The organism is Roseibium sp. (assembly GCF_048261595.1).
In the GTDB taxonomy this organism is placed as follows: domain Bacteria; phylum Pseudomonadota; class Alphaproteobacteria; order Rhizobiales; family Stappiaceae; genus Roseibium.
The window spans coordinates 75,861-97,409 of record NZ_JBLXFW010000006.1; the positions used below are offsets into that span (position 1 = coordinate 75,861).

Here is a 21,549-nt window from a genome sequence, read left to right on the forward strand (position 1 = left end):
GTGCGGTCACATCAACTGCTGCAAATTTAAAAAAACGAAGCTTACACTGACACGCGATCTCGTGTCATTTTGCGCACGCTCAGCTGAACGTCCCAACACCTGTATGATCATCTGCCCGCCAAAAGTTTCAAATCTTTCTTACTTCCATAAATCGTCAGGAACGCCGTTTTCAGGTGATGCATCTGAATGCTGCCCGACGCGCCTCTGAGCTGCTCGGCAAACGTCAGCAGCCGTACGAGATCACGAACGGATGTCTGGTGCCCGAAGTTGCGCAGGGCGTCGTAGGCGTCTTTTCCCTCCACGTCGAAATCAATGCCGATATTGCGGCAGTCCTCTTCCGTCGGAGCCCCGAGCTCCACCCGAAGCCCTAGGCGGCTGACGATCTGATCGAGCGCAGAATCCTGGATTCGGGTCCGCGCTAGACGTCTATCGTTGCCACTCAGAACAAGAGAAAAGCCGCACATTTCCTGTAACCGCAGAAGTTCCCTAAAGGCAGATAACTCCAGTGTCTGCACCTCATCGACAATAATCATCATAGGACCAAAATACTCGACCGAAAGCCGTTCGATAGCCGTTTCGCTCAAATCCTTGATGTATTGATAACCTGAGGAATAGCCCGTAGCGTCTATGAGCATCTTGAGCATCCCCTTGGTGCTTTTGCTTGCCTGCCCCGCTTCGCAATAAAATGTCCCCTTGTCTTCTGCGTGGTGCTTGAGCGCCGTCGTTTTTCCCATACCAGGCTTTGAGCTGATCAGTACCGGATATTGCGGAATATCCTTGGCGATTTCCATTGCCTTGCGGATTTCCCGGCTGGCCTCAATGTCCACGAACCGGTGTTTTGGTTTCCGGTCCCTGCTGCTCTTCGCTTCTAGCATCTGTCCCGTCCTATCGATTTGACAAAGGTGTCCCTCACCGCAGCAATTTCCCTACGCTGCTTTTCCTCTTCCGTCTCTTTGAACGGCTCGCCGTATTCCGGTTTAAAAGCCTGATCACATGTAGGTTCAGTTGTGACGCTGATCGTTCCATGGGGGGCATTCGGAACGACATCAGGCACACGTCTGCCAAGCTGAAGCAGCTCCCTACCGACATCGAGGGTCGGAGCGGACCTATCTGCTTGTTGAAGTGCCTTGTTCCGCGTCTTGACCCGTTCGGCGGAGCGTTTCGCGCCACGCGGATCTCGGAACTCAAATTCCTCTTCTGGCCGGGCTATCCCGATGAACTCACCGCTGGGACCAGTCAGCCTTAAGGCGTTGTAGCCGTGATACTGGGGGACATGGACTGTAATGGTGTCTTCAAAGTAAGCATCCAGTTCATCGCAGGTCCATCTCCGCCCTCCAACAGAGATGCCATGCTCCCTGACCTTCCGGGTCTCCGGTCGGGTGAAGACGGTATACAGCTGATTGGGATCGATGATTGTCGCCGCCCAGCCTTCTCTGACATGGGCTTCAAAAGCCTCTCTTGGAGACCTCCCCTTCAAAGCGCCTGATTGCGGCAAGACTTCATAGGCTTTTAAAAGCCCTTTGAAGAAGTTTTGAAAGGCCTCAAAACCACCATTAAACGGCTTGGGCAACTTTCCAAGTGCCGGACGCTTTGGGTCCATCCGATTGTCGCCGATGTAGCCCTGACACGTCTTCAAAAATTGTTGCTCAAAGTGACCGAACCAAGCTTCGATCGGTTTGGCCGCAGCATTGTAGGGCAAGGCCCGAATGACCCGCGACTTGCCCGGTTCTCCAGGTACCGGAAGCAATAGCTGCATGGCGTCGTTTAGAAAATCTGCAAAGAGATATTCGGCGCCATTGTCGCAATAAAGGGTCTGCGGCAAGCCGAAGGCCGAATGCCGGGCCATGGCGACAAAAGCCTCGATAACATCTGAATTGCGCACGCCGCCGCGGTGTTCGATAAACACAAGTTCCGCCCAAACCCGGCGGGTGGCGATATCCATAAAGGCCAGAAGTTTCGGTGTGGCCGTCGTACCGTTTTCCCGGCGAAGCAGAACATTGATGTGATGGACATCCATCACCACGCATTCCATCGGAACCATGCCCGCGGTTGTGCGCTTGACCCGAGGCCGGTCATCATCGCTTGCCTTCCGGTCGTGCTTGTGGCGATAGACCTTTTTATAATGCTGCTCGGAGCGAATGAGCGCCCGAGGAAACTTACAGATCCGATCGAGCACCTTCGGATCATTCGGCCGGAAGCCATTGGCACTCGTAATCTTCTTCAGGTAGTCAGAGGCCAGAGCAGCCACGATTTTGCCGGTTGCCCCGCTCTTGATCAGTCCCCGGACCTGCTGGCGAAGACCGGCGGCAATCTCCTGCTTCAGCGCATCGTCAAACCGCTCTGACACGGCATTGTCCCAGACACGTGAGACAACAACCCGCTTCTGGCCACGGTCAGAGCGGCGTTGGCGCGACAGAGCGGAAATCGATTGTTCCCGTTCATATGCTGCGCACCGACGCTGGATCTGACGGAAGCTCGGTAGGAAAGGCCTGCCGTTCCAATCGAACGTCTCGGTTCGGGCGAGCTTCCGCATAGCCTCGCCACGCTCCAAAGATCCCTTCGGTTTTGCAATAACTGGCTGTAGTAACGTTAGCCACCAATTGCGCTCTGCAAGTTTATTGTGACAAGAATCCGCGGTTCGACCGTCGAAAGTTTCCCGTTTTTCAAACTCAAACCGCAGCTGGATATGGCTCGGCAGACTTTCAAGCGCTATCTCATAGTTGATGCCGCTTCTGCCTCCCCGGCCCTTAACCACTCTGATTATCAATCTGCTTCCATGCCAACTCCGCTGCTCATTTTCCAGAATGGACTTGCAAATCTCTCTGATCCGGCGATCTGAAACACCGCCTGCCGCGGCTACTTTGCTTGCCGGTAGCCAGACTGTCATTTCTGCTCCAAACTCGCCTGGAGGATTCGTTCGCGCAACACATGGGCGGCTGGACCATTCCGAACACCGGTTAGCGCATGAGTGGCCCAAACCCGGTTTACTCCGTGGATTTGGCACCACTTGTTCAAAGATGATCCTTGGGCGATAAAACTCGCCCTAATTCGCAATAAGAGCTCACGGCCTGGGAGTGGCTGCTGAGAATCGGTGTTCATAGATTTCATTATGTAGTCTATGACTTCACACTCATACGTTGTCAAGAAATCAATGAGCGAACCCGTACGAGTTTACATAGAGCGAATGAAGTCGTTGTTCGGAGTTAAAACGGATCTAGAACTCGCTGAACACCTAGGTTGCTCCAAACAAGCAATTGCCAACTGGAGAAGACGGGACACAATTCCGTTTTCTGTGGAGGCTGATCTCGTCCAAAAATACGGTTCGGTTTTCGCCCGAAGCGAAGTCCTGCTGGGTATTAGTAAGGCGCAGGAAAAACAGGTATCTCATGCAGCGGCTACATATTGCCTGCATAAATTCTTGAGCCGATTAGACGAGCCAATCCCGGTACACACCGTAGCTTCGCTTGGTAACGTGCTTCCCATTCTCATCGAAGAGTTTAGACGGCTGCTATATTTCGAAGAGTATGATGCCCCTGTTGGCGACATCCTCACATCCCTTGAAAAGAAACAGCAAAACGGGCAACTCCCAGAAGTCGATCGCATTTTGGCTCAAATAGACCTGCGAACGTCTCCTCTTCCTAAAGGGTCAGCTTGAGGGGTTCCGCAATGGGTTCCGCAATCCAATCGGATTACGGCTCATCGACCTTTCGACTGCCTCAAGATTCGAAATGTTTTCAATATGTTCCGGAATTATTCGGCAATCTACGGCATTGCGGAACCCCATGTTCCGCAATCCATTTCTGGACATCGCGTTGATCTGCAAATGTTTTATTGGATCGAGTGTCGCTTAATTACGGCCAAACAAGACGGCTCCATTGCCGATTAATTCTGGCGAGTACAGATAACCGAGCGAACATGACAACCGTTCCTTAAGGCTTGCGGAACACAATAAGAACAGCTAAGCTACGTTCATGATTTGTACCAGGCTGTAAAACAGCAAAGAGGGTCAGGATGCTAACCCGCAAGCAATACGAGCTTCTCATGTTCATTCATGAGCGGCTGAAGGAAACCGGTGTTCCCCCTTCATTTGATGAAATGAAGGATGCACTCGACCTTCGCTCCAAATCCGGGATTCATCGCCTGATCACCGCGCTGGAAGAACGGGGCTTCATTCGCCGCTTGCCCAACCGGGCGCGCGCAATGGAAGTGATCCGGCTGCCCGATTCCATCGCCCCCGGGCTTGCGACACCGCCCTCGCGCGGAACCTTTGAACCCGAGGTCATCGAGGGATCAAAGGGCAAGTCGGAGCCCGTTGCAGCTCCGCCAGTCATTGAAGTGGCCGGGCATGAGATCCCCGTGATGGGCCGCATCGCCGCCGGCGTCCCGATCGAGGCGATCCAGACCCACAGTCATTCGATCACCGTTCCGCCGGAGCTGATCGGCAGGGGCGAACACTACGCTTTGGAAGTCCGTGGCGATTCCATGATTGAAGCCGGCATTCTCGACGGCGATACGGTGCTCATCCGCCGGACCGACACCGCTGACAGCGGGGACATCGTGGTTGCCCTTGTCGATGACGAGGAAGCGACGCTCAAGCGTCTGCGAAAGAAAGGCGCCTCGATTGCTCTCGAGGCGGCGAACCCTGCCTACGAGACACGCATTTTCGGCCCCGGCCGTGTTCGCGTACAAGGTCGTCTGGTAGCACTGTTCCGCCAGTACTGACCAAGGCGCTGCTGCCGCCTCGCCTCATGGCAAGGCCCTCGAAATTTTTGCGCGATCCGGTTTGACTTCCGGGTCGCGTTTTTTGTTCGCCGCCCCTCAGCCTCCCGCTCTGAAAGAATTCGGCCAAGTGCAAGGCATCCGGTCCGGAAGAGCGCGACGTATCCATCCACGCATCACGCTGGCCGGTCTTTTCCGGGCCGCCGAAACCCTCCGTTCGATCGTTGACGCGCAAAGCCCGGTTGCCAGCCTCCTTTTAGCCACCGATCAGCGATGCCAGGGACGCGCCGGGAAGGACAGCGCCCCTTTCCATTCAATTGCATAGGGTAGCGCTTTTGGATCGACCGGCTCCATTTCACGCTCATCACCGCGCCGGCCCCGCGTTTCCTGATCCCGTTTATGGCCGGGCAAGGCGTTCAGCCATATAGCCACCGCGCCATGGCGCGCACGAACGCCCCCGTCAACGACAAAGCCTGCGCCACACTCAATTGGAGCGATCAAATCGCTAACGATTATATCAGCAATATCGCAATCTGCCGCCATGGCCTCTGGTGTCTCGGGCAAGGCTACGAGGACTGGGCCTTCATGTCCCCCTGCCGCTGGCCAGGCCTTTACGACGCACCCACCGCCGTCGCAGAGGCGCTGCCCGCGCGCCATCTTGAGGCTTGCCGGGACCGCGCGCCCCTCCCCCTCAGCTTGCAGCCACATCTGAGTCTCAAAGCTGTCGCGCCCGGAAGAAAACTTGAGCCGACCAAGCTCATCTCGTGCTGCGATGGCGACACCGTCAGACGACAGCTGGATGTCGGGTGGCCGACCCATCACATGAAGGAAACTCGCAAGCAATAAAATCGGGAGCGATATGATCGCCTGAGATCGCCAGCCAAACAGGACCAGAACGAACATCGCGGAGACCATCAGCAGCGTTACACCACCCGACGGAGGCACCAGATACCCCTGCCCCTGATCAAGTTCGGCCGTCCACCTTGCAATCGCGAGCAGCATGTCCAACCCGAACGCCATCAGTTTCAATGGATAAAGGGCAAGCCCGAACGGCAGCAGGAAGAGAGCAAGGACCCCTATCGGCATAACCATGAGCGAGAAGATCGGCATGGCCAGGACATTCCCCACAAGCCCGAGCGGCGCATAGCGGCCGAAGTGATAGGCCCCGATGATACCCGTTGCGATGCCTGCGATGAGCGCCGTTGCCGCAAGTCCGGCAACGAACCCGGCGCTCTTGCGAAACACTCGCCACCACAAGGCCTGAGAAGAGCGGTCGTCGCTCCATCCGGCGGCTTGCTGCCGGTCCCTCCAGCGCTGGTAAACTGCTATGAGACAGATCACCGCCGCAAACGACATCTGGAACCCGGGATGCACGAGCCTCTCGGGTGCAAGAACAAGCAAGACCATGGCAGCCAGGGCCACACTATGCAGCGACAGCCCCTTGCGCGACACCAGGATGCCAAGAAAGACCAGCGCAATCATGAGGAAGGACCGCTGGGTCGCGATGGACGCACCGGAAATGGCCAGATAGGCAGTCGCAGAGGCCAGAGCGACGATCGCCGCGATCTTGTGGGTCGGCCAACGCAGCGCAACAGCCTCGACACACCCCAGCACCAGCAACACACCTGAAAACGCCCCTCCGGCGAACAACGCCATGTGCAGCCCGGAAATCGCAAGCACATGCGCCAGACCGGCTGCCCGCAGCGCCTCTTCGGTGTCCTCCGACAGGCCTGCCCTGTCCCCGATCAGAAGGGCGATCGCAAGGGCTCCTGCATCGGTAGCGCCAAGTAACTGCCCGATGGAGATAGACAGACTGCCCCTGAGATCATCCAGCCAGCGCGAGAAATGTCCGACGCCTGCCAACTGCTTGTGCCGCAGGATCTCCGGCGCCCCGTAAGTGAAACCGGTCGCACCGATCTTTTCGAAATAGGCGCGGAAGGAAAAGTCGTAGCCGCCGGGCCGCACCGGACCAGCGGGCGGAAAAAGCCGTACCTTGGCCTCGATCACGTCGCCGGTTTTCACCTGACTTGCCGCCGGGATGGCAACACGTACACGATGCGGAAACTCGCGGTCTCCTTGCCCGCCCACCCTCGACTGCCCGAAATCGTGAACCTCGAGCACAATGCGCGGACCTCGACGTGCGTCCTCGCGATCGATCACCCTCCCGGTCACCGACGTTGTCACCGCCGCCCCAAGCTTTGGCGCCTCGACCAGGGTTGTGCGCAGTGACCCGGCAAAGGCGCCCCCGGCGATCATTGCTGTCATCAGCAGCACCGAGGCCTCCCGGCCGTTTCGGTGTGCGTGAAACCAGAAACCGGCAAGCGAGATAAAAAGCGCAGCGAGCGCCGGCAGCGACGGCTCCGCAGGAAGGTTGAGATATCCGAGAATGCCTGCAGAGAAAGCGAAGGCGCAATTCAGCAAGCGCCTGTCGTCGGGCCTGAACGCGGTCGGTCGCACCCGCTTGTCCTGCCCTAATCCCGGCGCCACCCCAAGGCGTGCAGAAGAAGACGATCGCTGAAATATTAGGGGAAGGCCATGAAACGCTATCCTTCGCTTGCGAAGGTCATCATGCGCATCGCCTGCCCTCCCTTCATCTGCCGGATCCGGTCGCCGGATGGCCGGGCGGGAGTGCCTGCGCCTGTCTGTCTCGCCCTGCAGTTGCGCAGAGCCAGGCTCCGTGTTCCCCACGGTGAAACGCCTCCAGCCCCTTTGGACTTTCCCAAGGCTATGGTAAGACGCCGCCAACTTGGGCAGCATGCCCCCTCATCATTCTGGCAGAGACAGCACAAAACCACCATGGCCAATCAGATCGTCACCCGTTTCGCTCCCTCGCCGACAGGCTTCCTGCATATCGGCGGTGCTCGTACAGCCCTGTTCAACTGGCTTTTTGCCAAGCATCACGGCGGCAAGATGCTGCTACGCATCGAGGACACGGATCGCGCTCGTTCGACCGACGAGGCTGTTGACGCCATTCTCGACGGCCTGACATGGCTCGGCCTGGACTGGGACGGCGAACCGATCTCGCAGTTCGAGCGCGTCGCGCGACACAAGGAAGTGGTCGACCAGATGTTGGCCAACGGCACGGCCTATCGCTGCTATTCGACGCCGGAAGAACTCGACGCGATGCGCGAAAAGGCCCGCGCGGAAGGCAAGCCGCCCCGTTATGACGGCACCTGGCGCGACCGGGATGCATCGGAAGCTCCCGCCGGCGTTGACCCGGTCATCCGCCTGAAGGCTCCCGAGGACGGCGAAACCGTTGTCGACGACATGGTCCAGGGCCGTGTCGTGATCCCGAACAAGGATCTCGACGACCTCGTCCTGCTGCGCTCCGACGGCACGCCGACCTATATGCTTGCCGTGGTCGTCGACGATCACGACATGGGCATCACCCACATCATCCGCGGGGTCGACCACCTGACCAATGCGGCTCGCCAGACGCTGATCTTCCAGGCCATGGGCTGGGAAGTGCCGAAAATGGCGCATATCCCGTTGATCCACGGACCCGATGGCGCAAAGCTCTCCAAGCGCCACGGCGCGACTGGTGCGGAAGCCTATCGCGCCATGGGCTACCTGCCCCAGGCCATGCGCAACTATCTCGTTCGCCTCGGCTGGAGCCATGGCGATGAAGAAATCTTCTCCCTGGAGCAGATGGTCGAACTGTTCAACATGGACACGGTCGGTCAGTCTGCCGCCCGATTCGATTTCAAGAAGCTCGAGAACCTGAACGGGCACTATATGCGTTCGACGGACGATGCCGAACTCATGCAGCATTGGAAAGCCTGCCTGGCCCACAACGAGGGCGGTGATGCGGTGCTGGCCTGGTTGGCTCAAGGCGGCAACGAGGCAACGGCGCTGAGCGCCCTCCCCGGGCTCAAGGAGCGTGCGAAGACACTGGTGGAGCTCACCGAAAGCGCCAGCTACCTGTGGCGTCAACGCCCGCTCGACTGCGATGAAAAGGCCGCCAAGATCCTCGACGGAGAGGCCCGTGCGGTTCTGAAGGACCTCCACGAGGTGCTGGAACGGACCGCCGCCTGGGAGGCCGAGCCGCTCGAGGTCGCTGTGAAGGCCTATGCAGAGGAAAAGGAGCTGAAACTGGGCAAGGTCGCGCAACCGATCCGCGCCGCTCTGACCGGCCGTGGCACTTCCCCGGGCATCTACGATGTACTGGTCGCACTGGGGCGTGAAGAATCTCTCGCGCGCATTGCCGATCAGACAGCCTGACAACAAATATTGATGCAGGGCAGCATTACAGTGCCTTAACGATTTCAGAGGCTTCAACGACCTTTGACCAAAGCGTTAGGGAGCCCAGCTTGCGGCCCTGCACCAAATGGGATAGTCAAAGCGCGACCATTCCTCCAGCAGCATCCCGCTGGACCGCGTTCGACCATTACGAACCGCGGAAAAGCCGTCTGGATATTGTGAGGGAGTTTACAGAAGGGGGTTTCCTGAATGGCCGAAAACAACGCCAAACTGAACGTCGGTGGTTCCGACCACGAATTCAACGTTCTTGAAGGTTCGATTGGCCCGTCCGTCGTGAACATCTCGTCCTTGTACAAGGACACCGGCATGTTCACCTATGATCCGGGTTTCACGTCTACCGCTTCCTGCGAATCCAAGATCACCTACATCGATGGTGACGAGGGCACGCTTCTTTATCGCGGTTACCCGATCGAGCAGCTTGCGGATCACGGAGACTTCCTGGAATCCTGCTACCTGCTTCTGTATGGCGAGTTGCCGACGAAATCCCAGAAGGAAGACTTCGTTCAGCGTGTGACCTATCACACGATGATCCACGAGCAGATGAGCCGCTTTTTCTCCGGTTTCCGCCGCGACGCCCACCCGATGGCGATCATGGTTGGCACCGTGGGTGCTCTCTCCGCCTTCTACCACGACAGCACCGACATCTCCGATCCGCATCAGCGCATGGTCGCGTCGCTGCGAATGATCGCGAAGATGCCGACGATCGCTGCCATGGCCTACAAGTACCATGTCGGTCAGCCGTTCGTTTACCCGCGCAACGACCTGGACTACTCGTCCAACTTCCTGCGCATGTGCTTTGCGGTTCCTTGCGAAGAGTATGAAGTAAACCCGGTTCTGGCCCGCGCCATGGACCGTATCTTCATCCTCCATGCTGACCACGAGCAGAACGCTTCGACCTCGACGGTTCGCCTTGCCGGTTCTTCCGGTGCCAATCCGTTCGCCTGTATCGCAGCCGGGATTGCCTGCCTGTGGGGTCCGGCACACGGCGGCGCCAACGAGGCGGCCCTCAACATGCTGTCCGAGATCGGCTCTGTCGACCGCATTCCGGAATTCGTGGCACGCGCCAAGGACAAGAACGATCCGTTCCGTCTCATGGGCTTCGGTCACCGGGTCTACAAGAACTACGACCCGCGCGCCAAGATCATGCAGAAGACCTGCCACGAGGTTCTGGGCGAACTGGGCATCAAGGACGATCCGCTCCTCGACATTGCGATGGAACTGGAAAAGATCGCCCTCAACGACCCGTATTTCGTCGAGAAGAAGCTCTACCCGAACATCGACTTCTACTCCGGCATCACGCTGCGTGCGCTCGGTTTCCCGACCACCATGTTCACCGTGCTGTTCGCTCTGGCCCGTACCGTCGGCTGGATCGCACAGTGGAAGGAAATGGTGGAAGATCCGTCCCAGCGTATCGGTCGCCCGCGCCAGCTCTACACCGGCGCAACCAAGCGCGACTACACGCCGATCGAACAGCGCTAAGCGTCTCGAACCGAGTATGCCAAAGGGCGCCCCAGCGGGCGCCCTTTTTGCGTCTGGAAGTGTTACCAGTGCCGATAGACCAGATCTTCCGGATCTGGCGATTCTGCCGTTACATCCACGCTCGCCCCGAGCCGCTCCGCCAAGGCGCGTGAGCGCAGATTGTCCTTATCAATATAACTGACCAGAGTGGGAAGCTTCCGCTCCTTCAAAGCCCAGGTTCTCAGAACGGATGCGGCCTCGAAGGCGTAACCCTTGCCCTCAGCCTCGCCATAAACGAACCAGCCAAGTTCGTATTCGGGAAACAGAGGCCCTGAATTGATGCCTGCCTGCCCGACACAGCGCCCGGTCGTCTTGTAGTCGACCATCAATGCTCCGACCTCAAACAGCTGCCATTGAACCAGATCGTGGCAGAACATGCCCCAGGCGAAGGATTCCGCGTGCGGACCTCCCATACCCTTGGCGCGCTCCGACATCATCAGCTCCCGGTAAGCCGGCCAGTCGTCATGGGTTTGCGGGCGCAGGATCAGGCGCTCGGTTTCAAGTTTGGGAATGATCATGAAAGAAACCTGCTAGAGAAGAGGCGAACAACATTGCCCCGACCTCCTGGACAGGCTCAAGACGAATAGGTCTGCCCTGCGCGATCTCGTCCGAGAACCTCCAGCACGACGTCCGCAGCCGCCTCGCTCTGGGATTTGCCGTCAGGCAAACGCATTGCCTTGTCGAGCTCGCTCAATCCGGAAACTTGTGTCCGGCGCTCAGGGCTGTCATTCAGGAGCTTCAGCGTTTCCCCGGCAAGACGCTCGCTGGTCACCTCTTCGTCGAGGAATTCCGGAATGAGCTTGCGGCCAAGGATGATGTTCGGAAGCACGAACGACGTCAGCGACGATATCGGGAAGACCTTGTTGAGGTCCTTGATACGACGCATGAACCAGTCGACCTTATAGGCAACGACCATGGGAACACCGGAGATTGCAAGCTGGAGCGTAACCGTTCCCGATGCTGCAAGCGCAGCATTCGCACTCCGGAAGGCAGCCTGCTTTGCCTCCTCCCCACGAACGATCGTAGGCCGCACCGGCCAGCTTTGGGTTTGCGCCTCAATACGTTCTGCCAGATGAGCGACCGCCGGCAGCACGAAATCAACCTCCGGCCGTGCCGCCGCGATCTGAGCAACGGTTTCTCCGAACACCGGCAGGAGACGCTCGATCTCACTGCCTCGACTGCCAGGCAATACCAGAAGCACCGGCTTCCTCTCAGAGAGATCCTTCCGCTCGCCGACCTGAGGCCGCAGGTCGTCAAGGCGCTCGATCAGTGGATGACCGACGTAATGTGTCCTGGGTCCGCCAAGACGGGCGTGCACCCCCGGTTCGAATGGCAACAGCGCAAGCAGTTCGTCCACGTAGGCTTTCATCTTGCGCGCACGGCCTGAGCGCCACGCCCAGACGGACGGTGACACATAGCCGACAATCGGAATATGCGGGGCCCGTTTACGAACCCGCTTGGCAACCGCGTGGGTGAAGTCAGGACTGTCGATGATGATGAGCACATCGGGGTTTTCCGAGACAACGAAATCCACCGTCTCATGCACGCGTCTGATGATCAGGGGTAATCGCTTGAGCACAGCGGTGAGCCCCATCACGGATGTATCCGCGATGTCGAACAGGCTAGTCATCCCCTCGGCCATCATCCGCGCGCCGGCAACGCCACAAAACTGTGTCTCGCCGGGCAGTTTCGCCTTGAGCGATGCCATCAGTGCCGCACCAAGGAAGTCGCCGGACTCCTCACCAACGACGAGCGCGATCTTCGGTGCCTTGCCATCAGTACCGAAATCTCCGGGCCCTGCCTCCGTCACGGCTGACGCCCCTGCCCCTGTTCCGATACCAGACCAAAAAGAAACAGACCGGCACTGTCGGCTGCCGAAATTGTTGCCTGCCGCTCAGCGATCAGCGCGCCGCCCGCTTCGACCGCAATTCCCTCGAGCCCGGCAGCGACAGCAAGTTCCACCGTCTTCGGGCCGATGGTCGGCAGATCGACCCGCAGGTCCTGACCCGGCTTCACGGTCTTTACCAGCACACCACAGCGGCCCTTGGCGCGCACGCGGCCGCTCTTCAAAAGTTCGGCGCAGCGCTGGAGCATGGCATCGGTTCCCTCTGCCCCTTCCATTGCAATGACGCGCCCTCCAAGCGCAACGGCCGCCTGCCCTATATCCAGGTCTCCAAGGCGCCGTGTTGCCTCAAGCGCGAGCGCCATGTCGGCTTTTGCCGCTTCGCTTGGTCCAACCTTGCCGAGCGGTCCCTCACTCGCCAGAATCTCCGGAGCCACATCGTTGATACCAACCACCTGGAACCCCTCCTCTTCGAACAGGCCAATGACCTTGGTGAGGAGGCTGTCATCGCCACCAAGAAGGGCCTTCAGGATACGCGGCAGACGTCTGAGCGTTCCGAGATCGCCAACGATCGAGGTGAAATCTGGACGCTTTGAGACGCCCCCGATCAACACGACTTCCCGGCAGGCGCGCTGGCCAAGAAACTTGTAAAGCCGTCCGATCTCACCCCATCCAAGAACGGTATCGGCTCGCTCCAGCACTTTGGAGTCCGCCTCGCCGCGTATGGCGATCACGCAAGCCGCGCGGCCCCGGCGCTCCAATGCGGTCAACACCTGAAGCGGGATGGATCCGTTGCCCGATATGACGGCAACAGGCGCCGAGTTGTCGGCGCCCAATGCCAGGAGCTCTTCGGCAATCGTCGATCCGCTGGCCACCACTTCCGTCACTCCCCGCGCGGGGTGCAGAACCGGCGGTTTTCCTTCTCCAGGATGAAGTCCGTAACAGTCTTCACCAATGGCTCATTGGCACTTTCCGCGGCAACCTTTTCGGCACGCTCGCGCAAGGTTCCCTCTTCGCTCTCGAAGAGCTCGCGGTAGGCGGCGCGCAAGGCATGGATCTGCTCGCGCGGGAAGTTCTTGCGCTTGAGACCCACGAGGTTCAGCCCGGCGAGACGCGCCCGGTCGCCAATGACAGATCCGAAGGGAATGACGTCGAATTCGACACCGGTCATTCCGCCTACAATGGCACCCGTGCCGATACGGCTCCACTGGCGCACTGCACTCAAACCGCCCAGAATGACAAAGTCGGCAAGTTCGACGTGACCGGCAAGCGTCGCATTGTTGGCGAGGATCGCATGGTTGCCGACAATACAGTCATGGCCGACATGCGAGCCCATCATGAACAGGCAGTTGCTGCCGACGCGGGTAATGCCACCGCCGCCCGCGGTACCCGGGTTCATGGTCACATGCTCACGGATCTGGTTGTTCTCACCGATCTCCAGAGCAGTGTCCTCACCGGCGTATTTAAGATCCTGCGGCTGATGGCCGATCGATGCGAACGGAAAGATATGGGTGCCTGCGCCGATGGTCGTGCGACCGGCAACGGCTACATGTGCTTCAAGCCTGACACCTGCTCCAAGCGTCACTTTCGGCCCAATGACACAGTAAGGGCCGATCTCGCAACCTTCAGCGATCCGGGCACCGTCCTCGACAATCGCTGTGGGATGAATATTTGCCATCAAATCCTCACGCGTCCACAAGCATGGCGCTGATCTCGGCCTCGGCGACCTTCTGGCCATCAACCTTGGCAACCGCGTCAAACTTCCAGATGTTCGAGCGCTGCTTGGTCTTCGTCACGTGGAAGTGGACCTGATCCCCCGGAACAACGGGCTTGCGGAACTTTGCATTGTCTATGGTCATGAAATAGACCAGCGATGGCGGGCCGTCATTGCCGCGGGAATCCACGCAAATAGCCCCGGCAGTCTGTGCCATTGCCTCGATCAGGAGCACACCCGGGAAAACCGGCCGGCTCGGGAAGTGTCCGGTGAAATGCGGCTCGTTGATCGTCACGTTCTTGATGCCGATCGCGCTGCTGTCGCCGTCGATCTCGATGATCTTGTCGATCAGCAGGAACGGATAGCGATGCGGAAGCAACTCCATGATCCGCATGATGTCGGCAGTGCCCAGAGTTTTCTTTTCAGCTTCTTCCATCTCAAGCCCCTCGACGCCGAATGCGCCTCAATTTGTCACGATCGCCGAGCGATCTTCATGAATCATTGCCGCGTTCCGCAAGCTTGCGGATCGCAGCCAGTTCGCGGAACCATTGCTTGACCGGCTTGGCCGGAGTTCCACCGTATCTTCCCCCCGCCGGGACATCGTCATTGACGATGCTGACGCCGGCAATCTGCGCGCCCATTCCGATCCGCACGTGTCCACGCACACCGGTCTGCCCGCCAATGGCAACATAGTCCTCCAGCGTACAGCTGCCGGACAGGCCGACCTGAGAGACGATCACGCAATGGCGCCCGATGACAACGTTGTGGCCGACCTGAACCTGATTGTCGATCTTGGTTCCCTCGCCGATCACCGTATCCCGGTTCGCGCCCCGGTCGATCGTCGTGTTTGCACCGATCTCAACATTGTCCTGAATGATGACGCGGCCGATCTGAGGCACCTTCAGGTGCCCTCCAGGTCCCATCGCATATCCAAAACCGTCCTGACCAATGCAGACGCCCGGGTGGATGTAGACACGGTCGCCGATCAACGCGTGCTGAACGGAGCTGTTCGCGCCGACAACGCCATTGCGACCAATCCGTACGCCCTCTCCGATCACCGCATTCGCACGTACCACGGTGCCTGCTCCGACTTCGACGCCGGCACCGATGACTGCACCAGCCTCCACGACAACACCGTCTTCCAGCGCTGCCGATGGATCGACGATTGCACGAGCGTGAATGCCTGTCGCTTCCGCAGACTTTGGGACCATCGCCTCGGGATAGAGCCTTGCCAGAACCATGGCCCAGGATCGATAGGGTTCCTTGCAGACAAGAACTGCGGTCCCTTCAGGCACCTTGTCCTTGTGCTTCCGCCCAATCAGCACCCCGGCAGCCTTGGTCTCGGCAAGCTTGTCGAGATAAGCCGTATTGTCGAAAAACACCAAAGACCCGGGTACGGCATCTTCTACCGGAGCGACCCCGGTGATTTCCAGAGCTGCGTCACCCCTGACAATCTCCGCAGCAGCCCACTCGGCAATCTCCGACAGAGAGACGGGTGCGGGCGCGGGAAAAAATACGGGATCGGTCATGCTCATCTTCCAATAAAAAACGGCCGCCAAATTAGCGGCGGCCGTCTTATCTCACATATCGGCTGTCGTTAGAAGCGGGTACCACCGCTCAGGCGGAAGACCTGGGTCTTATCCGCATCATCCTTCAAGAGCGGCCAGGCGAAGTCGGCACGCAGCGGACCGAATGGCGAGTCCCAGCGAACGCCGGCGCCAACCGATGCGCGCAGGTCGAACTCATTGGAGATCACGCTGTTCGAGCCAACTACCTTGATGAGGTCACTGTCAGCATCCCAGACCGAACCCGCGTCCGCAAAGAGCGCTCCGCTCAGACCGAATTCCTTGGGAACGGCAGGGAACGGGAACGTGGTTTCGACGGTTGCCGCAACATACATGGTGCCGCCGATGGCATCACCCGTGTTCCGGTCACGCGGACCGATACCCTGGTTTTCAAAGCCGCGGATGATGTTGCCGCCAACCATGAACTGCTCGGATACCCGAAGACGCTCGTCACCGAAGGACGTGATGTGGCCACCCTTGACGCTCGCCTTGCCGACGACGCCGAAATCCGGAACGATCTCCTTGTACGCACGCGCTTCGGCAGTGGTCTTGATGTAGTAGGAGTCACCACCGATGCCGGCAAACTCCTGACCGAAGGAAGCATAGAAGCCATCGCTCGGGTTCAGGTTGTTGTTCAGCGTGTTGTGCACCAGCGTGTAACCGGCAAGAGACGTCAGGTAGGTCCCCAGGGAGTCACAGATCGCAGGCGACAGAGACGAGTTGGAAGAACAGTTGCTCAGGCCCGTTGCAAGGTTGTCCGGATCGGAGATCTTCTGCTGGAAGATCTGATAGTACAGGCGCAGTGTCAGCTCTTCCTCGCGAAGAGGCAGAGAGAAGCCGAAGCCACCACCGATCTTGTCTTCGTCATAGGAACGATAATCGTTCGCATCAGTGACACGCTTGTAGACATCCAGATCCAGAGCGATACGGCGACCAAGGAAGAACGGCTCGATGAAGGCGAACTCGTAGGTCTGCGTATCGGTACCGCCACCGACACCCAGCTTCACGTACTGGCCACGGCCGAGGAAGTTCTTCTCGGTGACCGAAATATCACCGATGACGCCGTCGGTCGTCGAGTAACCGATACCGAACGAGACCTCACCAGTCGGCTTTTCCTCGAGCTGAACGTTGATCACGACGCGGTCGGGAGCAGAGCCCTGAGCGGTGGTGACGTTCACACGCTCGAAGAACCCGAGATTGCGCAGGCGGCGCTCGGCCTTGTCGACCAGTGCACGGTTGAACGCATCACCTTCGGCCAGGTCGAACTCACGGCGAATGACATATTCGCGGGTGCGGTCGTTACCGATGATATTGATGCGCTCAACGTAGGCGCGCGGACCTTCCTCGATGTAGTAGGTCAGAGAGATGGTCTTGTTTTCGTAGTCACGCGAACCGCGCGGACGAACCTGTGCGAACGCATAGCCACTTTCGGCGACCTTCACCGTAATGTCTTCAACGCTCTGCTCTACCCTCAGGGAATTGAAGGTCTGGCCCGACTTGGTACGAACTTCGGAGCGCAGCGATTCAGCGTCGACTTCTGCAAGAGACGAAACCACCTCGACATCGCTGATCTTGTACTGATCGCCCTCATCCACGGTGAACGTGACATGGAAGACGTTCTGCTCGCGATCGAGGTCAGCGGAAGCCGATACGATGCGGAAGTCAGCGTAGCCCTTCTTGAAGTAGTACTGACGCAGCAGTTCCTGGTCGGCAGCAAGACGGTCCGGATCATAGGTATCCGTGCTGCGCAGCCAGCTGAGCAGGCCGCTCTCACGGGTACGGATCACGTCCTGAAGACGGTTATCGGAAAAAGCCTGATTGCCGATGAAGGTGATGCGCTCGACGCCGGTCTTGGCACCTTCGTCGATTTCAAAGACGAGATCGACGCGATTGCTGCCCCGGTCGATGATCTTCGGCTCGACGGCAGCGCCATAGCGGCCGGAGCGACGATACGCCTCGAGGATGTTCTGAACGTCGGTCTGGACCTTCGCGCGGGTCAGCATCGTGCGCTCGGTGGAGCGGACAGCCGTCTTCAGCGCGTCATCCTTGACCTTCTTGTTCCCCTCGAAGGAAACACGGTTGATGATCGGGTTCTCGGAGACCGTAACGACGACCGTTCCGCCCTGCGGGCTGATTTTGACGTCGGCAAAAAGACCGGTGGCAAACAGCGCCTTCAGTGACTCGTCAACGTCGGAGGCGTTGTAGGAACGCCCCGGCTGAATGGTCATGTAGCTGAGAACTGTCTCTTCCTCGATACGCGTGTTTCCGCGCACGACGATACTACGTGCAACAGCTGCCTCGGCGGCACCGACGGAGAGTGGACCAAATGCGTTTGGAAGGATCGCGCCCGTCGAAAAAACGGCTGCCGCAAGAATGGCGGCGCGAGTGAGTTTCTGCAATCGCTGCATAAGTGCGCTATGCCTTTGTCTTTTTAAAATCCCCATGCGCCGAGGCGCAGGGATAACCCCAGATTCTCAGCAACTGAAATCGTTTTACAGGCTTTTGCCAAATTGGCAACCACATGCGTGACCCGAAACGGATTTCATTTGAATGCGTTGCGACGATGCCACTACGGAAGGTGGAGACATCGTCTCTTCGCTCAAAGCCTTGTCAGATGAAGCACATCGTTCCATGTCGCGAAAACCATCAGCAATAGAACGATGCCGATCCCGATGCGGAAACCGAAGTCCTGAACCCGCTCGCTCAGCGGTTTTCCGCGAACAGCCTCGGCGAAGTAGAACACCAGATGTCCGCCATCCAGCATCGGAATCGGCATCAGGTTCAACAGCCCGATCGAAATCGAAAGGACAGCAGCGAGGCTCAGCAGAGGAATGATGCCCTGCGTTGCAACCTGCCCCGAGACCTGTGCCACGCGGATCGGTCCCCCGAGCTGATCGGCAGCCTCTCTGCCCGAAACGACGCCCCACAGGTAGTCCAGGGTACGAACAGCGATATAGACCGTCTCCTTCGAGCCCTCGGCAACCGCCTCGAGCGGGCCATAGGTCACCTGAATCAGGTCTTCGGGTTTCGGACTTTGGGATACACCAAGAAGACCGATCCTCTGCACATTGCCGAAGCGGTCCTTCAACTCCTTGTATTCCGGCGTCACCGTCAACGTCACGACGGTGTTGCTGCGCTCGACATCGAGGACGAGCGGCACGTCGGCACTCACGGAAACAACCCGCTGAAGATCGGCGAAAGTTCCAATCTCCTCCCCATCCACGGACAGGATGCGGTCGCCGGGAAGAAGACCACCAATCTCGGCAGCACTTCCAGGGCGGACGTCCTCGACCACGGGCAGCGTCACGATTTTGCCGAACGCCATGAAAATCATCGAGAAAATGACAACTGCGAGGACGAAATTCGCAAACGGCCCGGCCGCCACGACAGCTGCACGCTGCCATACCGGCTTGGCGATGAATGCCGTTTCCCTCTCCGCAGCGCTCATCGACGCAATGCGCTCGCGGTCGGGAACGCTGGCTGAATTCTCGTCGCCGGCAAACTTCACATAGCCGCCCAGCGGCACCAGAGACAGTTTCCAGCGCGTGCCCTTGGAGTCCGTCCGGCCAAAGATCTCGCGGCCGAATCCGACGGAAAAGGCATCAACCTTCACCCCGCACCAGCGCGCGACAAGGAAGTGCCCAAGTTCGTGAAAGAACACCACTATGGTCAGAACGAACAGGAACGGCACGATATAGCCGATGAGAAGATCGTAAGCGGAAATTAGAAGATCCATAACCGGGTCCCGTTCGAAGGGTCTGACTGCAGTTTGAGAACCATATAAGCCTAGGCAATTAAGGCAGGTTAAAGGTCAAACGCTTTTTTGAATTCCATTCAGCCTGCCCTCCCCGCATTACCTGCCCGCGATCCATTGACCACAGGTTTTGCGCGCCTCGGCGTCGACCGCAAGGACATCATCGACGTCCATCAGTTCTCTGCCGCCGTGACGGGCATCCAGCGCTTCAAGACAGCTCTCTACGACGGCGGGTATGTCCATGAAACCGATCTGTCCTGCAAGGAAGGCGGCGACCGCGACCTCATCGGCGGCATTCAGAATGGTCGTCGCCCCGCCGCCGCGTTTCATGGCCTCAAGCGCCAATCGCAATGCCGGGAACCTGACCTGATCCGGAGCCTCGAACGTGAGGCTGCCGATCTTTGCAAGGTCCAGCCGCTCGACCGGAACGCTCATGCGTTTGGGCCAGGCGAGACAATGGGCAATCGGCGTACGCATGTCAGGCGAACCGAGTTGGGCGAGCAGCGAGCCATCGCGATACTGCACGAGCCCATGAACCGCGGACTGCGGATGCACCAGTACCTCGAGCTGATCCTGACCAATCTGGAACAGGTGAAACGCCTCGATGACCTCGAAGCCCTTGTTCATCATCGTCGCACTGTCGATGGTAATCCGGCTTCCCATGTCCCAGTTCGGGTGTTTGAGAGCCTGCGCAGGGGTGACCTTGTGCATTGCATCGAGCGGCATCGTGCGGAACGGCCCACCGGAAGCGGTCAGGATGATCTTTTCGATCTGCTCGGCATTGCCATTCTCGAAAACCTGGAAGATCGCGCTGTGTTCGCTGTCGACCGGAAGAAGCGTCGTTCCGCTACGCCGAACCTCGGCCATGAACAATGCTCCAGCAGAAACAAGGCACTCCTTGTTTGCCAGGGCGACACTGTTTCCCTGGGCAACCGCGGCAAGTGTCGGCTTCAGACCAGCGGCACCTACGATGGCCCCGATCACCATGTCCGTCGGCCTTGCCGCCGCGTCCAGGACGGCAGCTTCACCGGCTGCCGCCTCGATACCCGACCCAGCGAGCGCATCCCTCAATTGGCCCAGACACTCCTCACGAGCGACAACAGCCAGCTTCGCACTCGTCTTGCGAGCCAGAATTGCCAGTTCTTCCGCATTGGAATTGGCCACAACCGCAACGACATCGAAGCGCCCCGGGTTGCGAAGCACGATGTCGATTGCGCTCTGACCGACAGAGCCGGTGGCACCAAGCACTGTCAAACGCATGGGCGGCAAGTCATACTCGTGGCCGGCTGCAGTCGGCTCTACCTGAGTGTCCATGAAAGGCTTCATCCTTGCCCGGCTGTGAAGATCAGCCGAGGCCTAGTCCGGAAATAGGGTCGATGAGCGATCCGCCCAGCACAACGCCGAGCAGAGCCGCGCCGATCGCGGCAGCGACGAGCCCGTCGATGCGATCCATGATACCCCCATGCCCCGGAATGAGATTGCTCGAATCCTTGACGTCGAAGCGCCTTTTGATCGCCGATTCCAGCAAATCGCCAGCTTGCGAGATGATAGATAGAAACGCCGCAAGTGCGCCCCATTGGACCAATTGTGTCATGCCGGCGAAGGCGACAAACCCGGTCCCGAGCACGACGGCGAAACACAGGCCACCGAGCGCTCCAGACCAGGTCTTGTTCGGAGAAACCTTCGGCCAAAGCTTTGGACCCCCGAAAGCACGGCCGACGAAATAGGCGAAGATGTCGGTCGCCCACACGACGATCAGCAGATAGAAGATGAAGACAACGCCCGAGCTTCCGCCGCGCGCGGCAAGCAGGGAAAGCATGGCAAGGCCCGAGTAGAGCATTCCTTCTGCACCCCAGCGAGCCGGCTTTGTCATTTTCCCGAGCAAGTAGACTGCACCCACTCCTGCAGAAACCAGCGCAAGCGCGATTTCAGGCTGTCCCAGGTGATAGGAGATACCGGCGGCGACCAGAAGTACGTAGCCCGCTACGGCGGAGACTGTCTTGTCTGCGGTGCCCGTGATCGAAAACCATTCGTGCTGAAACAGGATCGCGGCAACCAGAATCAAGCCTAGAAACGCAACGCCTCCGAAATAGGCAATGGCAAGAACCGCCGGCCCCAGAATTGCAGCTGAAATCAACCGAAGCTTCAGATCAGACATTTTCGACGACTGACCTTT

The 21,549-nt window shown here is 58.7% G+C and carries 17 protein-coding genes; 4 read left to right on the plus strand and 13 right to left on the minus strand.

The features are described from left to right. Positions 1 to 107: 107 nt before the first annotated feature. The gene (locus ACN0SY_RS17575; protein ID WP_417689464.1) at positions 108 to 875 is read right to left on the minus strand and encodes an AAA family ATPase; all 768 of its coding nucleotides are present in this window, start codon (positions 873 to 875) and stop codon (positions 108 to 110) included. Continuing rightward, a complete protein-coding gene (locus ACN0SY_RS17580) occupies positions 869 to 2,887 on the minus strand; it encodes a hypothetical protein (RefSeq protein WP_417689466.1) in 2,019 nt (672 codons plus the stop codon). The genes ACN0SY_RS17575 and ACN0SY_RS17580 overlap by 7 nt, the downstream gene beginning before the upstream one ends. A gap of 264 nt (positions 2,888 to 3,151) precedes the next feature. Between ACN0SY_RS17580 and ACN0SY_RS17585 the strand changes: the two genes are divergently transcribed. Together ACN0SY_RS17585 and lexA are read left to right on the plus strand one after the other, a co-directional pair. After that, positions 3,152 to 3,655 carry a helix-turn-helix domain-containing protein gene (locus ACN0SY_RS17585; RefSeq protein WP_417689468.1) on the plus strand — a complete coding sequence of 168 codons (504 nt, stop codon included), beginning with the start codon at positions 3,152 to 3,154 and terminating at the stop codon, positions 3,653 to 3,655. A gap of 356 nt (positions 3,656 to 4,011) precedes the next feature. Continuing rightward, on the plus strand, positions 4,012 to 4,722 hold the full coding sequence (lexA, locus tag ACN0SY_RS17590) for a transcriptional repressor LexA (RefSeq protein WP_417689470.1): 711 nt from the start codon (positions 4,012 to 4,014) through the stop codon (positions 4,720 to 4,722). Between the two features lie 264 nt (positions 4,723 to 4,986). Here lexA and ACN0SY_RS17595 read toward each other — a convergent pair whose 3' ends face one another. Further along, entirely contained in the window at positions 4,987 to 7,176 is a 2,190-nt protein-coding gene (locus tag ACN0SY_RS17595; protein ID WP_417689472.1) for a ComEC/Rec2 family competence protein, read from the minus strand. A 339-nt stretch (positions 7,177 to 7,515) separates the two neighbouring features. On the opposite strand from ACN0SY_RS17595, the gene gltX reads away from it, so the two are divergent. Beyond that, a complete protein-coding gene (gene gltX / locus ACN0SY_RS17600) occupies positions 7,516 to 8,940 on the plus strand; it encodes a glutamate--tRNA ligase (RefSeq protein ID WP_417689473.1) in 1,425 nt (474 codons plus the stop codon). A 228-nt stretch (positions 8,941 to 9,168) separates the two neighbouring features. Then, positions 9,169 to 10,458: a citrate synthase gene (gltA, locus tag ACN0SY_RS17605; protein WP_417689475.1), complete on the plus strand. Its 1,290-nt coding sequence runs from the start codon at positions 9,169 to 9,171 to the stop codon at positions 10,456 to 10,458. A gap of 62 nt (positions 10,459 to 10,520) precedes the next feature. On the opposite strand, the gene ACN0SY_RS17610 is transcribed toward gltA, so the two are convergent. The 10 genes from ACN0SY_RS17610 to ACN0SY_RS17655 form a co-directional block, all read right to left on the minus strand. Next, positions 10,521 to 11,015, minus strand: coding sequence for a GNAT family N-acetyltransferase (locus tag ACN0SY_RS17610; protein ID WP_417689477.1), 495 nt, complete (start codon positions 11,013 to 11,015; stop codon positions 10,521 to 10,523). Positions 11,016 to 11,071: 56 nt separating this feature from the next. Then, a complete protein-coding gene (gene lpxB, locus ACN0SY_RS17615) occupies positions 11,072 to 12,307 on the minus strand; it encodes a lipid-A-disaccharide synthase (protein WP_417689479.1) in 1,236 nt (411 codons plus the stop codon). Then, positions 12,304 to 13,215, minus strand: coding sequence for an LpxI family protein (locus tag ACN0SY_RS17620; RefSeq protein ID WP_417689481.1), 912 nt, complete (start codon positions 13,213 to 13,215; stop codon positions 12,304 to 12,306). The genes lpxB and ACN0SY_RS17620 overlap by 4 nt, the downstream gene beginning before the upstream one ends. Positions 13,216 to 13,223: 8 nt before the next feature. Continuing rightward, positions 13,224 to 14,018 carry an acyl-ACP--UDP-N-acetylglucosamine O-acyltransferase gene (gene lpxA / locus ACN0SY_RS17625; protein WP_417689483.1) on the minus strand — a complete coding sequence of 265 codons (795 nt, stop codon included), beginning with the start codon at positions 14,016 to 14,018 and terminating at the stop codon, positions 13,224 to 13,226. A gap of 7 nt (positions 14,019 to 14,025) precedes the next feature. Next, entirely contained in the window at positions 14,026 to 14,490 is a 465-nt protein-coding gene (gene fabZ / locus ACN0SY_RS17630) for a 3-hydroxyacyl-ACP dehydratase FabZ (RefSeq protein ID WP_417689485.1), read from the minus strand. A gap of 55 nt (positions 14,491 to 14,545) precedes the next feature. Then, complete coding sequence (lpxD, locus tag ACN0SY_RS17635) at positions 14,546 to 15,583, minus strand: UDP-3-O-(3-hydroxymyristoyl)glucosamine N-acyltransferase (RefSeq protein ID WP_417689487.1); 1,038 nt, start codon at positions 15,581 to 15,583, stop codon at positions 14,546 to 14,548. A 68-nt stretch (positions 15,584 to 15,651) separates the two neighbouring features. Then, the gene (gene bamA, locus ACN0SY_RS17640; protein WP_417689489.1) at positions 15,652 to 18,027 is read right to left on the minus strand and encodes an outer membrane protein assembly factor BamA; all 2,376 of its coding nucleotides are present in this window, start codon (positions 18,025 to 18,027) and stop codon (positions 15,652 to 15,654) included. Positions 18,028 to 18,218: 191 nt separating this feature from the next. Further along, positions 18,219 to 19,355: an RIP metalloprotease RseP gene (gene rseP / locus ACN0SY_RS17645; RefSeq protein WP_417689491.1), complete on the minus strand. Its 1,137-nt coding sequence runs from the start codon at positions 19,353 to 19,355 to the stop codon at positions 18,219 to 18,221. Positions 19,356 to 19,472: 117 nt separating this feature from the next. Further along, positions 19,473 to 20,687, minus strand: a complete 1,215-nt coding sequence (locus tag ACN0SY_RS17650) for a 1-deoxy-D-xylulose-5-phosphate reductoisomerase (protein WP_417689493.1) — start codon at positions 20,685 to 20,687, stop codon at positions 19,473 to 19,475. Positions 20,688 to 20,718: 31 nt separating this feature from the next. Next, positions 20,719 to 21,531: a phosphatidate cytidylyltransferase gene (locus tag ACN0SY_RS17655; RefSeq protein WP_417689495.1), complete on the minus strand. Its 813-nt coding sequence runs from the start codon at positions 21,529 to 21,531 to the stop codon at positions 20,719 to 20,721. Positions 21,532 to 21,549: the final 18 nt, after the last annotated feature.

Bases quoted from the DNA above. Each gene is read 5' to 3' on its own strand.
- bamA (WP_417689489.1), bottom strand. From the start codon at position 18,027: ATGCAGCGATTGCAGAAACTCACTCGCGCCGCCATTCTTGCGGCAGCC.
- ACN0SY_RS17655 (WP_417689495.1), bottom strand. From the start codon at position 21,531: ATGTCTGATCTGAAGCTTCGGTTGATTTCAGCTGCAATTCTGGGGCCG.
- lexA (WP_417689470.1), top strand. From the start codon at position 4,012: ATGCTAACCCGCAAGCAATACGAGCTTCTCATGTTCATTCATGAGCGG.
- rseP (WP_417689491.1), bottom strand. From the start codon at position 19,355: ATGGATCTTCTAATTTCCGCTTACGATCTTCTCATCGGCTATATCGTG.
- ACN0SY_RS17650 (WP_417689493.1), bottom strand. From the start codon at position 20,687: ATGGACACTCAGGTAGAGCCGACTGCAGCCGGCCACGAGTATGACTTG.
- lpxA (WP_417689483.1), bottom strand. From the start codon at position 14,018: ATGGCAAATATTCATCCCACAGCGATTGTCGAGGACGGTGCCCGGATC.
- lpxD (WP_417689487.1), bottom strand. From the start codon at position 15,583: ATGACCGATCCCGTATTTTTTCCCGCGCCCGCACCCGTCTCTCTGTCG.
- ACN0SY_RS17575 (WP_417689464.1), bottom strand. From the start codon at position 875: ATGCTAGAAGCGAAGAGCAGCAGGGACCGGAAACCAAAACACCGGTTC.
- ACN0SY_RS17585 (WP_417689468.1), top strand. From the start codon at position 3,152: ATGAGCGAACCCGTACGAGTTTACATAGAGCGAATGAAGTCGTTGTTC.
- ACN0SY_RS17580 (WP_417689466.1), bottom strand. From the start codon at position 2,887: ATGACAGTCTGGCTACCGGCAAGCAAAGTAGCCGCGGCAGGCGGTGTT.
- ACN0SY_RS17610 (WP_417689477.1), bottom strand. From the start codon at position 11,015: ATGATCATTCCCAAACTTGAAACCGAGCGCCTGATCCTGCGCCCGCAA.
- gltX (WP_417689473.1), top strand. From the start codon at position 7,516: ATGGCCAATCAGATCGTCACCCGTTTCGCTCCCTCGCCGACAGGCTTC.
- fabZ (WP_417689485.1), bottom strand. From the start codon at position 14,490: ATGGAAGAAGCTGAAAAGAAAACTCTGGGCACTGCCGACATCATGCGG.
- gltA (WP_417689475.1), top strand. From the start codon at position 9,169: ATGGCCGAAAACAACGCCAAACTGAACGTCGGTGGTTCCGACCACGAA.